Source organism: Moorena sp. SIO2C4, assembly GCF_010672485.1.
Taxonomy (GTDB): domain Bacteria; phylum Cyanobacteriota; class Cyanobacteriia; order Cyanobacteriales; family Coleofasciculaceae; genus Moorena; species Moorena producens.
The window spans coordinates 1-12,223 of record NZ_JAAHGN010000088.1 but is presented as its reverse complement, the minus strand read 5'-3'; the positions used below and the strand labels follow the sequence as shown (position 1 = coordinate 12,223).

Here is a 12,223-nt window from a genome sequence, read left to right as displayed (position 1 = left end):
TAGCATTCAGCTATCAGCCGTGAGCCCAAGGCTCACGCTTCGCGAACAGCCGTCAGCGTTACGTCACAGGCATTAAGCCTATGCCACAAAGTACCGATCTAGTAGCGTGGCCATTCCCGTAGCGTGGCTCAAAGGCCAAGGCTGATACGCGACACGCTGATACGCGACACGCTGATAGCTGAATGCTTAGCTACAGTCAATTTTCTTACCCCTACTCCCTACTCCCTACTCCCTACTCCCTACTCCCTACTCCCTATTCCCTTAATAACGTCGAGTTTTCTGAACCCCATAAACTAGACCTGTACCAATCGATAACAAGATCAATAGCCACAGGATACCACCAGGAAGAAAGGTAAGAATACCAAAACCTCTGAGCAAGTAAACCATAACGGTGATAGCGAGAAGAGCGCCAAAAAAGTAGGCAATTATCAAAGTTTCAGATTGAGAAGAGGAACTCATATATAGTAAAGGGAACAGGGAACAGGGAACAGGGAACAGGGAGCAGGGAACAGGGAACAGTAATAAATATTTTGATGTTATCAGAAATCAGCAATATTGTTTATGAGCTATTTATAAGTGCTACTTTATAGCAGTCCTATCTGATTCGTGAAATAAATTTGCTGCTTTAAGGCAGGAGGCAGAAGGCAGAAGTCAGATCATAAGGGAAAAAGAGCTATTTTTTAACAAGTCCAGTGATTTTACAAATGATTTAAGATTGCTATAGGTGGGAACAGCTTTTGAATAAAAGAGGCAAGGATTGCTTTAATCTCTGTTACGTCTGCTGTCAGGAATTCATAAAGCTGACAGCTGACAGCTGACGGCTGACAGCTTACAAATGCTAGCTCAATAATCAGTTATCATTAAAATTTACAAACATGGAGTTTGCTAAAATTGCTGCTTGAGTGCGATCGCGTACATTCAACCGACTCAAAATATGAGTAACGTGGTTTTTCACGGTCTTTTCAGAAATATACAACGTCTGAGCAATCTCTCGGTTGCTAGCACCGGTAGCAATTAGTCGTAAAATTTCCTGCTCTCTGGGAGTTAGTTCATCCCAACCCGGAGGTGGACTCGGAGTTGGGTCTCGCATTTGAGCAGCGACTTTTCTGCCTATACCAGGGCCTAACTGAGTATAACCTTTTTGCACCGCTCGAATTGACTGGGCTAATTCTTCTGGAGGGGTATCCTTCAGCAAATATCCGGCTGCTCCGCACTGTATGGCTTGGGTAACGTACTGGTCATCATCAAAGGTAGTTAGTACTAATACCTTTGTATCTGGGAATTGCTGACAAATTTCCCGAGTGGCAGCGACGCCATCCATGACAGGCATCCGAATATCCATTAGTATAACATCTGGCTGTAAAGTTTTTACCAAACTAATTGCAGTTTGTCCATTCTCGGCTTCACCGACTACCTGTAAGTCTTCTTCTAACTTCAGCAAGGCTTTTAATCCACGCCGAATTAGACTCTGGTCATCTACGAGTAAAATACGAATCATCATTAATAAAGTTATCAACTGTCAGCTGAAAATCAACCTCAAATGGGATAATTTAATAGTTCGAGATTAATGAAAATTGAAAGTCTGGGTAAAAGCTCATGTAAGCATAAACTGATAGCTGATAGCTGACCGCTGATTGCTGACCGCTGATTGCTGATAACTGATTGCTGATAACTGATTGCTGATTGCTGATTGCTGACCGCTGATTGCTGATTGCTGATTGCTGATTGCTGATTGCTATATAAATTAAACCTTTGGTAAGGGAAAATGAGCGATAATTTTGCAGCCAGCTCCTGGTGCTGTCTCAATTTTAAAGGTTCCTCCTAAGGCTTGGGTGCGTTCTCGCATTCCTTGTAAACCAAAACCGGTTGTGTTCTGGTTGAGGGAAAATCCAATACCATTATCTTTAATAATTAATTGTAAATCTGTTGCTGTCTTAATTTGGATGTATACTTGAGTAGGTTTAGCATATTTAAAGATATTTGTCAACCCTTCTTGGACAATACGGTAAACTGCGATTTTGATGTCGCCAGGGATTGAACGCTTTAGGTTAAGATGGTATGTGGGTGAGATGGCTGTGGACTTTTGGAAGTCGTCGATTAGGGATGCGATCGCATTTTCTAGAGATTGCTCTTGTAAAGGATTTAAACGCAAGGAAGCAACGGATTGACGTACATCCTTCAGAGCAGTTTTACCCAGTTGTTTCGCTTCTAATATAAATTCTTTGGCTTCAGCCGGGTCAGATTGTAATAGTCTTAAAGCTGCTTCCAAGTGTAAATTGAATACAGTTAAAGAATGTCCTAAGGAGTCATGAATTTCCCGAGCAATACGGTTACGTTCTTGCAGCGTAGCAATATCTTCAATCCGGAGGGAATATTGACGCAGTTGAGCATTAGCCTGTGCCAGGTCTTCCCGACTTTTTCGTTCTGATAGTACAGCATCCACTAATAGCTGCAAAACGATTAAAACCAATACAAATATCAAGACAGAACTCAATAAGATAAATAGTAATCGCTCCGGAATCAACCCTGTCGGTGGTGGTCTGAACACAGGAGGTGGTCTAAAGGGAGGACGATGCCTCAGAGCATGATGCTGAAATCGAACCATTTGCCTCATTAGGAATAATATCAGCGCAAATCCAGTCATCACTAAGCGACCTTGGAACTCAAAGATAAAACAGTTGCGAACAACTAATATAATTAACATCAGTTGCAACAGCCGAATGTGTCCCACTATGGACGCTAAGAGAATTACCCCAATTTCGGCGGCGGTGTAAAGTATCTTATAAATAGGCTGATTTGTTGGTAATCTCAATCCCATTAACCCAAATACTCCCAGGAAAACAAGATTGAGTAGTGGCGACCTAGGTAGCGGGGGAAAAGGAAGTTTTAGTAATTCCACCAAAGCGGTAATGATCAGCAGTATCCACTCCAGGTAGAGCAGAAATCGAATTGGGTGGTTAGTAATGTGAATAGGATGGCGCATTCACGATTCTTGTAAACAACCAATAACAAACAACCAACAACCTTAATCCATGTGTCGAAGGTAACGCAAGACCCATTGGTCATATCTAGCCCAGGACTAAAGTCCTAGAGGAATTCAGGTCTTTTGCCTCATGTGGTTTCACCCTCTCCGTTTTTAGGATAGAGACATCAAACAGAAATCAGATCACAAAATACATACTTATAAATAGCTAAAGAGTGAACATCATGAACATCAAACGCTTTTCTCTATTTGCAGGTATCGCAGCAATTACCCTCACTACTTTTCCCATGGCAGTTAACGCCGAAGGAATGCCTCCATTTTTATCCAAACTTAACCTTACTAACCAGCAAAAAGAGCAGTTTGAAAACATCCGTAACAATACTGAAGCTAAAATTGAGGATATTCTCACTCCCGAGCAACAACGGCGGTTCCAAACTATAAAAACACTGCGCCGTCAACTCCGAGAAGCAAGGGAGGGTATGAATCTCTCTCAAGAGCAGCGAGACCAAATGCGCGAGATTCACAAGTCAGCACGAGAAGATATGAGGGGTATTCTCACCGAGGAACAGCGCCAACAAATTCGTCAAGAAATGCGCTCACGTCGAGGTAAGCGCGGATTTGGAAGGTGATTTTTCTAGGAATAGATTATCTCTTGGAATACAAATTACCAACTCTCTCGATCTAACTTGTTACTTGTCAATTGTTAATCTAAAAACCATTAACAATTGACAAGTTTTCTTGTAAGCATTCAGCTATCAGCGGTCAAGCTGTCAGCACTGATCGTGATTTGGGGGACAGAGCATGTTCCGCAGTTCTAAGGCCAAAGGCCACGCTACGCGAACGGGAATCTCCTCAAAGTGCTCCAACAAAAAATCCATCAGAGCCAGATGACGCAAATCCGATGGTTGAGGCCGCAGATAATTACGACCCCGGCTAAACCAGCGCCCCACTGTCGCTACCGAACGGGAGCAAATCATGGCCATCATTGAGTGAGTCACGGGCCATTTGCTGTAGAATTCCTTTGGTGTCATCCCGAGTTGACAGGAGCTGTATTGTTTAATTAGCTCTTGCTTGGCCTGAGTTAAGGAAGCATCAGGTTTGTTCATGATGCCACCTCCAGCGCTAAAGAAAGCAAATGGTTTTCCCAGGCTATATCTGTTACTCCTTGGTGATGTTGAAAGCCATGGAGATAGGGAGCTAGCCAGCTAGGGTTGAGACTGGTAGTGAGTTGCTGAATTAGCACTGCAGCAATAGCATCAGCTTCAATAGGCTGGATCGGTAGCCTGGTATGGAAGCCAGTTTCACTGCAATGGCTGAGCTTCGCGAGTAATTCAGTGATGCCAAAATCCCTAAGAGCTTGCTGATATCCATCGACCTGGGCTTTGGCACAACTTGGGTTGTGTGTCTGTGGATCCTTCTTTGGATAATTTTTCATTATTCTCGAAGGAGAGAGTTTTAAAGGGAAAAGAATACCCCGTCCTCTTAGGTCGGGGATGAATTTTAAATAGTGTTAATATAAAAAATAAGGGTCTCAAAAAAAAACTGGGTATTGACCCTACCAGCTACCGACCGTGCGGGGGAAAGTTACGCCCAGGTCGATAACAGCCAATTAGGTTGTGCCTGGGAATCCCTATTCCTGCGACGGATGGGGAAGTTCAAATAAGTGGCCTTCTTGATTGCAAGAGCCAGTGGCAGACCTTGCCGGGCAAAGCTATGGGTCTGGCATCTCGCTCCCGGTTGGTTACGGCTCGTCTCGGTGGGCTTGCTGTATCAACCTATTTATGATATTATGGTAATTTTAGCCAAATATCAAGTATTTGCCTGAAATTTGCTATAGCGCTACCCATTTGGCTTATCGGTGCGCCAATGCAATAGTTTTTTGGAAACTTGGAACCGAGGCGCTGATCATGGCATTGACCATAGGTCAAGCTACGGGATGCTCCAAAAGAGCCGCTACGCGATTGGCCGTAGGCCACGCTAAAAGCGATGCTCCAAAAGAGCCGCTACGCGATCGCATTTACTGTAATTAGTCATTAATACGATTAGCCACAGATGTCGCCACCCATTTGACTTATCGGTGCGCCAATGCAATAGTTTTTTGGAACTGCTCAAAGGGTAGAGATTACCACTACTGTTATCCAGGTTAATCAGAAGGTAATTTGCAACAATCTCAAGGGGAGTGCAACGCTGTTGATTATCGTAAAACGAGGCTCTCAAAACACTTATGGTCATACCGTGAAAGTCAATAGACCATCTAGAGTAATGTATCCCCCGGATCATCCCCTACATTGTGCAGGGCAAATCATTCTAGAGTAAGAAGATGTAGATTGAAGCTGGGGAGGTTAAAAACTATATATTTGCTCAAACAGAGCATTTATAAAGTAAAAATTCAGGAAATAGGCGATCGCCACCAACCTATTTTAAGATTTATGAAGAAAAATGCTTTCCCCATGAAGCTGGGGAAGTATTGAGGATATGGAAGAATGTCTAGCTTGAACCAGATGTTGGTCTTGGGTGAGGATAGTGGTACTAATTTGACTAGTAAGTGAGTCAAGTATGTAGTGAACACTTATAAGCAATCAAGCCAAGTGAATCTGGGCTTCAAGTTTTACCTCGACACTGGGTTGTAGAGCTGAATTGAGAGATAAATCTAAGCTTAGTTATACCTTAGGAGATACTAATATAACATGGGATATCGATATATTGGTACAGATATTGACGGACCCAGGTTCAATCCAGAGCAACTGTATGTTCGGAATAGAAACCTGAACGACTTGATTGGTAATTTTTCATTTTCAGGGACTATCTATCCTGACTGCCTGACACATCTTAGAAAATGGCAGTCATCAAGGGGTGCAGTGCTTCGAGGGAATACGAGTAAACCAGATTCGGTCGTAGTAATGCTGCCAGACCCGGTTTACAACAAGCCCTATCCATCGCCCGAACTGGAGATGTACTGGTGGTGTGGCGTTTAGACCGGTTGGGACGCTCACTCAAAGATTTAATTGAGATGGTCGAAACCCTGTCTAACAGAGGCATCGAGCTACAAAGCCTCACAGAAGCCATTGCCACTGACCCCAGTAGTGGTAAACTGATTTTCCATGCTCATATTGAAAACGACTGCATTTAATTCTATGATGCCCTCAAGCCTGGAAGCAAGTTTTGACTACGCTTAGTTAATTACCAGAAAAGGATATTTTTTAACTTAATGTTGCAGATTCTTGACTCTACCCTAAGAGAAGGAGAACAAACTCCTGGTGTTTATTTTTCCCCTGAAACCAAGTTATTAATTGCTCAACTTTTAGATCGAATTGGTATTGATATTATTGAAGTAGGAAATCCTGCTGTTGATCCTGAAATTTGTGAAGCTGTAGCCTTGGTTTCTAATGCGGGATTGAATGCTAAGATTGGTGCTCACTCTCTTTGTCGCATCGATCATGTTCAAAAAGCATTAGATTGTAAAATCGATTTTTTGGGTATCTTCTTGAGTGTTGCCAATCACCGTTTAGAGCGTGACTACCAAATTACAATCGAAAATGCCATTGAGCAAGTGGTGGAAGTTATTGGCTATGCCAAAGCACAAAACCCAAACCTATTAATTCGCTATACACCAGAAGATACGACACGTACCTCAATCGAACAAGTTATTGAAGTAGCAAGCGCTGCGGTACAAGCAGGCGCAGATATTATTAGCATCGCAGACACAACAGGATATGCTACTCCATTTAAGAACGATCGCAGTTACTCGTATTTTGTCAAAACTTTGAAGGAAAAACTAGCTGGACAACAGCTATATCCTAAAATTGCTGTTCATTGTCACAATGATAGAGGTTTAGCACTGGCTAATGCTCTTGATGCTTACCAGGCTGGAGCAGACATTATCGATGTAACTGTGATGGGGTTAGGAGAACGTGCTGGTATTGTTGATTTAGCAACATTGTTGGTCAATTTGGGCGAGATGGTTGAATCAGAATTGCCTTGGGAGTTTAACTATCTTAAGGATCTATACCATATTGTGAGTGAATATTCCCATATTTCAATTCCGCCTATTTTACCCATTATGGGAAAAAATGCGTTCACTCACTATGCTGGGGTTCACGTCAAAGCAATTGCTAAAGATCCGATGCTTTACCAAAGTTTAGCTCTTGCTAGTTTGACAAACAAAAATAACTTAGCATTAGGAATGCAATCGGGCAGAGCTTCAGTTGAGTTAGCTCTGGAACAAATTGGTCAAGAGGGAGTGACCAATAATAGGGTTTTAATGAATTGCATTCTCAATGAGGTTAAAGTGCTGGCTAAACGAGGGACTGGTATTGATATTGACAACGAATTGCCCCACATAGTTAATCAATGTTTTGCTTTTGATAATTGTGAATAATATTCTCACTTTGAGTGAAGAATGCTTAGGTCTATAACACTTTACTAATAATGCCATTAAACCAAAAACAAACTAAGTCTATAGAGTCTATAGAGTTGAGCTCTGGGATTAGATACGGATTATCAGCGGTTGATGGCTGGCTGCCGCTTGTTGAACAGCCCTTGTTTATTTTAGTTGGGTTGACGGGAGTCGGTAAAAGTACACTTATCAATGCTTTATCCGATACAGAGCTAAACTTTACGCTGTTTCCTAATCGTCGTACTTTAACTGATAAATTTATTATTCCGACGGTGATGCAGATCGATGGAGCAGAAAAAGAAGATGATATTACCTGCCGTGTTACACGCTTCTCCTATACCCGTCGCTATAAGGAACTTTTTCCTGAGGGAATAGTCCATATTTTGAGCAAATTACAGATTAATCCGTCTCAACTTTGCTTTCCGCTACTTTTTGATGGTTTGCGAGGAAAGCAGGAGGTAAAATACGCAATCAAAATTCTACCAAAAGCTAAGTTTTTAGTTTTGGAAGCTCCTAACTATGTCCGATTGGAACGCCTGTTAACTCGTAAGGATTTGTTTGATCGCATTGCGCAATCTAGCCCAATAAAATCTAATTACAATGAAAATAAAATCAGTAGTTTTGCTGAATTAGGGATACCAGAGTATAGCAATCTTTTTGCCCATGAACAAACACAAGAGATCCTAGCAAAAGTGAATAAAGGTTACTTTTCCATACATGAATTACGAGATTGCTTAAAGATTATTGTTGCAGAAAAATGCAACTATAATCCATACGAAACTAGATCCATTTTAGAAGATTTAGCCCCAAGTCGAACTCTGTTCATTAATACAACTGGCTATGCTCCTCACTTGATTGCACAAGAGGTTCAGTGTTTTATCTCGTCTGGTTGAGGGTATCATCAAGCTAGAGCATCGGTTAAGAAACCGGGTTGCTAGAGAATACTGAACCGGCGGGTCTTGGCGTCGGAGGAGAGCGAAAGTTCGTAGGAGAAGAAACTTGGTCAAACAATTTAAGGACTATTTCTCGAAGCAAGCAGATAATTATGCAAACTATAGACCTCATTATCCAGAAGCTTTATTCGAGTATTTAGCTACTCAAGTCACCGAATGTAAAGCTGCTTGGGATTGTGCAACTGGTAATGGTCAAGTAGCCTTGGGATTAACATCTCATTTTCAAAAAATTTATGCTACAGATGCTAGCGAAAAGCAAATTAGTTATGCATTTAATCATGATAAGATTAAATATTCTTTGGCAGTTGCAGAAAAAGTTGGGCTAGCGAATCAATCTATAGATTTAATAACTGTTGCCGAAGCAGTTCATTGGTTTAATCTGGAAGAATTTTATCAGGAAGTTCAGCGGATTTCTAAGCCTGGAGGAATTATTGCTATCTGGGGATACTGGTATTTTAATTTGCTCCGAGAAGAAGAACATTTGAAGCAAATGTTGAGAGATTTTTTTACTACTGTCTTTGACCAGTTTGGAGCTGAAGAAATAAAACTACTTATTCAAAAGTATCAAACCATTCCTTTCCCTTTTGCTGAGTTAAAAACACCTATTTTCACAATGGAATGCCAATGGAACATGGAAGAATTCCTTGGATATTTGAATAGTGTGTCTGCTGTTCAAAAAATGATTTATGTTCAATCCCACGAACCAATGTTAGAATTCTCCAAGCGTCTAGTCAAGGCTTGGGGCGATCCCGAGAGGAAAATTTTATTTCAATGGCCATTACACATGAGAGTTGGTCGGATAAATTAAAATTTCTGTCGGTGCCCGATAAATATTAGAGCAGGGCTGTTTCATTCTAAATTGCAATATTTTATGCATTGACGAGGATACGTCTTTTCAGCCTTCGAGCATTCAGGTATGTGATGGCTGAAAGCCTTTAAACTCGTTACCTAGATCCAGAATGAAATAACCCTGGATGCCACCCTATGGAACAGGACTATTCCTCTGTGCACGTAGCTCTGCAATGGTTGCTCATCTTCTGGAGCAAAAAGATAAACCTCCTTTTGGTGCCACGAGTAAAGAGCTTCGTAAATGGTATAGTCAATGGTATGGTCCAATGGCTGTTGGTGTAGACTGAGCCTAAATTATTTGTGCAACTCTTCTGGAGGATAAGCGCTAAAATTACTGGATAAGTAGGTGGGCATAAATAAACGTTAAAACTCCGAATTCCAGAATGAAGCTGGAAAACTGTAGTCAAGATGTTTTAAACATTGTGACTATCAATCGCTATTTGACGGATAATTAAACCCACCTACTTAGTAAAGAATTGAATAAGCTTTTGTTGTACAACTCATTTAGGATTGATCTAGTAAGTACCAAAGAGCCAAAATAACTATTTGTGAGAGCATATGAAAAGTCAAGAAGCCAGTGAAACAGCTATCTCTAAACAATGGTGGGTCTTATTGGCTGTGAGTTTAGGAACGTTTCTGTTCTCCCTAGATGTTCATATTGTCAATTTGGCTTTGCCAACACTGGTAGAAGATTTGCATAGCGACTTTGCCACTGTTGAATGGGTTCCTATGAGTTATTTTCTGGTGCTGGCGATCCTGGTGCTTTGTGTGGCTCGCTTGGGGGATATGTGGAGCAAGAAATGGCTCTATATGATCGGACTCGCAGCATTTACCATAAGTTCATTGATCTGTGGAATCGCCACTACAATTAACTTATTGATTGCAGCACGTATATTTCAGGGAATCGGGGCTGTGTTTATTGCAGTCCTAGCGCCCGTGATCGCGACTGAAGTGTTCCCTGATGCCAAGCGAGGACTAGCCCTGGGGATTATTACTAGCACGGGTTGGGTGGGCGTATCATTGGGACCGACGGCAGGAGGAGTGCTGATAGAGCACTTGGGTTGGCGTTCAGTTTTCTTGGTTAATGTGCCAATTTGTTCCATCGGCATAGTGTTAGCGATGCTGGCAGTTCCCAGGGGCAGTAGCAATAGGTCAGATGCGGATTTTGATTTTTGGGGAGCATTGATTTTAGCGATAACGTTAACTTGTTTATTCCTGGGAATAACACGCATACAAGGAGAGGATTTAGATGGCAAAATAACCTGGGTTTTATTTGTGATCGCGGTAATGGGTTGCGTTAGTTTTTTGTGGTCTCAGAAGCAATCAGATCGACCATTGCTGAACCTGAGTTTATTTCGATCGCGGGAATTAAGTTTCCGTCTACTGCTAAGTTTAATTTACTATGCTTTTGCCACTGCTGTCATGTTCATTTTGCCCTTTTTTATAAAACTCGTTAAGCATTATTCCGAACAACAAGTAGGATTATTGATAGCGGTGCTGCCTATATTAGCAATCTGTGTAGGTACTGTAGCTGGATACCTGGCCGATCGTTTTGGCGAAAGAAGCATTAGTACGATCGGAATGACATTATTACTGATCGGCTGCTTGACAATCAGCACCTTTAGCCAAGAGTTGACGGTTAAGGGCTATTTATTGCGCATGCTCCCCTTTGGAATCGGTTGCGGTTTTTTCCAACCTTCTAACCAAAGTGCGATTATGGGCAGCATACCTCCACAATATCTCAGTGTTGCCTCTGGACTCTGGTTCTTTTCACAAGCCTTAGGTCAGGTTATGGGTATAACGCTGATTGGAATTCTGTTTTCCCGCTTATCTGCTAGCCAACTCCCAGTAGACACCCAATTTTCAGTGACAACAGCGCCAGTTGAGGCTTTAGTGTTTGGAGAACAAGTAAGTTTTCGCATTGTCTCTGCAATTCTTGTGATTGGGCTAGTTATATGTGGATTCCTATGGCAGCGGCAAAATCAAAGGCTAAGAATAAATCGGACTTAATTAGTTTTAATATCATGTCCGGTTGAATACTTACACTAGGCGGAAATCGAAGGCAGAAGTAAAAGAGTAAGGTGTAATCCCAGAAGGTTTTTTATCACTAATTATCCGGACATGATATTATTATTTTATCAAAAAACTATCTCCCCTATGGATTTATCGGTGCGCCAATGCAATAGTTTTTTGGAAACCCAGAACTAGGCGCTTTGACTGATAATGGGATTGACTATAGGTCACCCTACGCGAACGCATTTACTGTAGCTAATAATTAACTTTGATGTGGCCACCCACAGTCATTATTGATGCGTCAATGCAATAGTTTTTTGGAAAGCCGCAACGGAGGCGCTTTGCCTCGAATGCGATTGATCATAGGTCACGCTACGGGATGCTCCAAAAGAGCCGCTACGCGATTGGCCGTAGGCCACGCTAAAAGCGAACGCACTATACAGAATTTTTTCCCTGCTCCCTGCTCCCTGCTCCCTGCACCTAGACCTAGTAATTAATACCTAAAATCCTATTCCTTGCATCTTCTCCAAAATTCTGTTATATTAACAGTATCGTTAACGCAATGGTTAACCACCCATGATGATTTCTACCGCACAAGCCGCCGATTTACTAGGTGTTTCCGCCACTCGCGTCCGTTACCTTCTGAGCAAAGGCAGAGTGAAAGGAGCCTATAAAGTGGGTAGAACTTGGGTGATTCCTCTGTTTGATGGCATGCCAGTAGTTACTCCTGGCACTCGCGGTCCAAAGCGGAACTGGTCAAAGCGCAGAGAGTACACTAAGGCTGTGATTCATGTTAATCAAAGGGTAATTCGGAAAAATCTCACGACGGGAGAGCGCAACCCTGTGATTACCGTCAAACGAGGCTCTCAAAACACTTATGGTCATACCGTGGAAGTCAATGGGCCCTGTCGAGTGATGTATCGCCCCGATGATCCCCTCAAATGTGGAGCAAGGGTGTGGATTGAGACTATCTCTGATTTTAAAGTTATTTGATTTGGTAACAGCTTACCTGACTAGACATCTACCTGA

General features: G+C 42.1%; 15 protein-coding genes and 1 pseudogene. 11 read left to right on the top strand and 5 right to left on the bottom strand.

All coding sequences use genetic code 11. The features are described 5' to 3' along the window. Positions 1-261: 261 nt before the first annotated feature. From F6K20_RS40530 to F6K20_RS07480, 3 genes are all read right to left on the bottom strand, one after another. Entirely contained in the window at positions 262-459 is a 198-nt protein-coding gene (locus F6K20_RS40530) for a hypothetical protein (protein ID WP_044492812.1), read from the bottom strand. A 391-nt stretch (positions 460-850) separates the two neighbouring features. Beyond that, positions 851-1,498, bottom strand: a complete 648-nt coding sequence (locus F6K20_RS07485; protein ID WP_044492827.1) for a response regulator — start codon at positions 1,496-1,498, stop codon at positions 851-853. A gap of 246 nt (positions 1,499-1,744) precedes the next feature. Further along, the gene (locus F6K20_RS07480) at positions 1,745-2,983 is read right to left on the bottom strand and encodes a sensor histidine kinase (protein WP_287294277.1); all 1,239 of its coding nucleotides are present in this window, start codon (positions 2,981-2,983) and stop codon (positions 1,745-1,747) included. A 224-nt stretch (positions 2,984-3,207) separates the two neighbouring features. Here F6K20_RS07480 and F6K20_RS07475 point away from each other — a divergent pair, with 224 nt between their 5' ends. After that, positions 3,208-3,612, top strand: coding sequence for a Spy/CpxP family protein refolding chaperone (locus F6K20_RS07475; protein WP_008182978.1), 405 nt, complete (start codon positions 3,208-3,210; stop codon positions 3,610-3,612). A gap of 141 nt (positions 3,613-3,753) precedes the next feature. Here F6K20_RS07475 and F6K20_RS07470 read toward each other — a convergent pair whose 3' ends face one another. Beyond that, positions 3,754-4,089 (bottom strand): hypothetical protein, encoded by a 336-nt coding sequence (locus F6K20_RS07470; protein WP_008182976.1) that lies wholly within the window; start codon positions 4,087-4,089, stop codon positions 3,754-3,756. Further along, positions 4,086-4,418 carry a hypothetical protein gene (locus tag F6K20_RS07465; protein ID WP_008182974.1) on the bottom strand — a complete coding sequence of 111 codons (333 nt, stop codon included), beginning with the start codon at positions 4,416-4,418 and terminating at the stop codon, positions 4,086-4,088. The genes F6K20_RS07470 and F6K20_RS07465 overlap by 4 nt, the downstream gene beginning before the upstream one ends. A gap of 228 nt (positions 4,419-4,646) precedes the next feature. Between F6K20_RS07465 and F6K20_RS07460 the strand changes: the two genes are divergently transcribed. The 10 genes and pseudogenes from F6K20_RS07460 to F6K20_RS07415 all read left to right on the top strand — a co-directional run bounded on the left by F6K20_RS07460 (position 4,647) and on the right by F6K20_RS07415 (position 12,187). After that, positions 4,647-4,808 (top strand): hypothetical protein, encoded by a 162-nt coding sequence (locus tag F6K20_RS07460; protein WP_154659758.1) that lies wholly within the window; start codon positions 4,647-4,649, stop codon positions 4,806-4,808. Between the two features lie 82 nt (positions 4,809-4,890). After that, complete coding sequence (locus F6K20_RS07455) at positions 4,891-5,013, top strand: hypothetical protein (RefSeq protein ID WP_267875502.1); 123 nt, start codon at positions 4,891-4,893, stop codon at positions 5,011-5,013. A gap of 657 nt (positions 5,014-5,670) precedes the next feature. Next, on the top strand, positions 5,671-5,958 hold the full coding sequence (locus F6K20_RS07450; RefSeq protein WP_131826834.1) for a hypothetical protein: 288 nt from the start codon (positions 5,671-5,673) through the stop codon (positions 5,956-5,958). Next, positions 5,883-6,086 (top strand): annotated as a pseudogene (locus F6K20_RS07445) (recombinase family protein); the annotation flags it as partial. The gene F6K20_RS07450 and the pseudogene F6K20_RS07445, both read left to right, overlap by 76 nt. A 105-nt stretch (positions 6,087-6,191) precedes the next feature. Then, on the top strand, positions 6,192-7,361 hold the full coding sequence (locus F6K20_RS07440; RefSeq protein ID WP_008182969.1) for a LeuA family protein: 1,170 nt from the start codon (positions 6,192-6,194) through the stop codon (positions 7,359-7,361). Between the two features lie 50 nt (positions 7,362-7,411). Beyond that, a complete protein-coding gene (locus F6K20_RS07435) occupies positions 7,412-8,272 on the top strand; it encodes an AAA family ATPase (RefSeq protein WP_287294275.1) in 861 nt (286 codons plus the stop codon). A gap of 106 nt (positions 8,273-8,378) precedes the next feature. Continuing rightward, positions 8,379-9,140 (top strand): class I SAM-dependent methyltransferase, encoded by a 762-nt coding sequence (locus tag F6K20_RS07430; RefSeq protein WP_008182965.1) that lies wholly within the window; start codon positions 8,379-8,381, stop codon positions 9,138-9,140. 599 nt (positions 9,141-9,739) lie between these two features. Next, entirely contained in the window at positions 9,740-11,191 is a 1,452-nt protein-coding gene (locus tag F6K20_RS07425; RefSeq protein ID WP_008182961.1) for an MFS transporter, read from the top strand. Positions 11,192-11,544: 353 nt separating this feature from the next. Next, positions 11,545-11,691 carry a hypothetical protein gene (locus F6K20_RS07420; protein ID WP_161603151.1) on the top strand — a complete coding sequence of 49 codons (147 nt, stop codon included), beginning with the start codon at positions 11,545-11,547 and terminating at the stop codon, positions 11,689-11,691. Between the two features lie 79 nt (positions 11,692-11,770). Then, complete coding sequence (locus F6K20_RS07415; protein WP_008182959.1) at positions 11,771-12,187, top strand: helix-turn-helix domain-containing protein; 417 nt, start codon at positions 11,771-11,773, stop codon at positions 12,185-12,187. Positions 12,188-12,223: the final 36 nt, after the last annotated feature.

Bases quoted from the DNA above. Each gene is read 5' to 3' on its own strand.
- F6K20_RS07485 (WP_044492827.1), bottom strand. From the start codon at position 1,498: ATGATTCGTATTTTACTCGTAGATGACCAGAGTCTAATTCGGCGTGGA.
- F6K20_RS07450 (WP_131826834.1), top strand. From the start codon at position 5,671: ATGGGATATCGATATATTGGTACAGATATTGACGGACCCAGGTTCAAT.
- F6K20_RS07420 (WP_161603151.1), top strand. From the start codon at position 11,545: ATGCGATTGATCATAGGTCACGCTACGGGATGCTCCAAAAGAGCCGCT.
- F6K20_RS07470 (WP_008182976.1), bottom strand. From the start codon at position 4,089: ATGAACAAACCTGATGCTTCCTTAACTCAGGCCAAGCAAGAGCTAATT.
- F6K20_RS07440 (WP_008182969.1), top strand. From the start codon at position 6,192: ATGTTGCAGATTCTTGACTCTACCCTAAGAGAAGGAGAACAAACTCCT.
- F6K20_RS07415 (WP_008182959.1), top strand. From the start codon at position 11,771: ATGATGATTTCTACCGCACAAGCCGCCGATTTACTAGGTGTTTCCGCC.
- F6K20_RS40530 (WP_044492812.1), bottom strand. From the start codon at position 459: ATGAGTTCCTCTTCTCAATCTGAAACTTTGATAATTGCCTACTTTTTT.
- F6K20_RS07480 (WP_287294277.1), bottom strand. From the start codon at position 2,983: ATGCGCCATCCTATTCACATTACTAACCACCCAATTCGATTTCTGCTC.
- F6K20_RS07455 (WP_267875502.1), top strand. From the start codon at position 4,891: ATGGCATTGACCATAGGTCAAGCTACGGGATGCTCCAAAAGAGCCGCT.
- F6K20_RS07465 (WP_008182974.1), bottom strand. From the start codon at position 4,418: ATGAAAAATTATCCAAAGAAGGATCCACAGACACACAACCCAAGTTGT.
- F6K20_RS07475 (WP_008182978.1), top strand. From the start codon at position 3,208: ATGAACATCAAACGCTTTTCTCTATTTGCAGGTATCGCAGCAATTACC.
- F6K20_RS07435 (WP_287294275.1), top strand. From the start codon at position 7,412: ATGCCATTAAACCAAAAACAAACTAAGTCTATAGAGTCTATAGAGTTG.
- F6K20_RS07425 (WP_008182961.1), top strand. From the start codon at position 9,740: ATGAAAAGTCAAGAAGCCAGTGAAACAGCTATCTCTAAACAATGGTGG.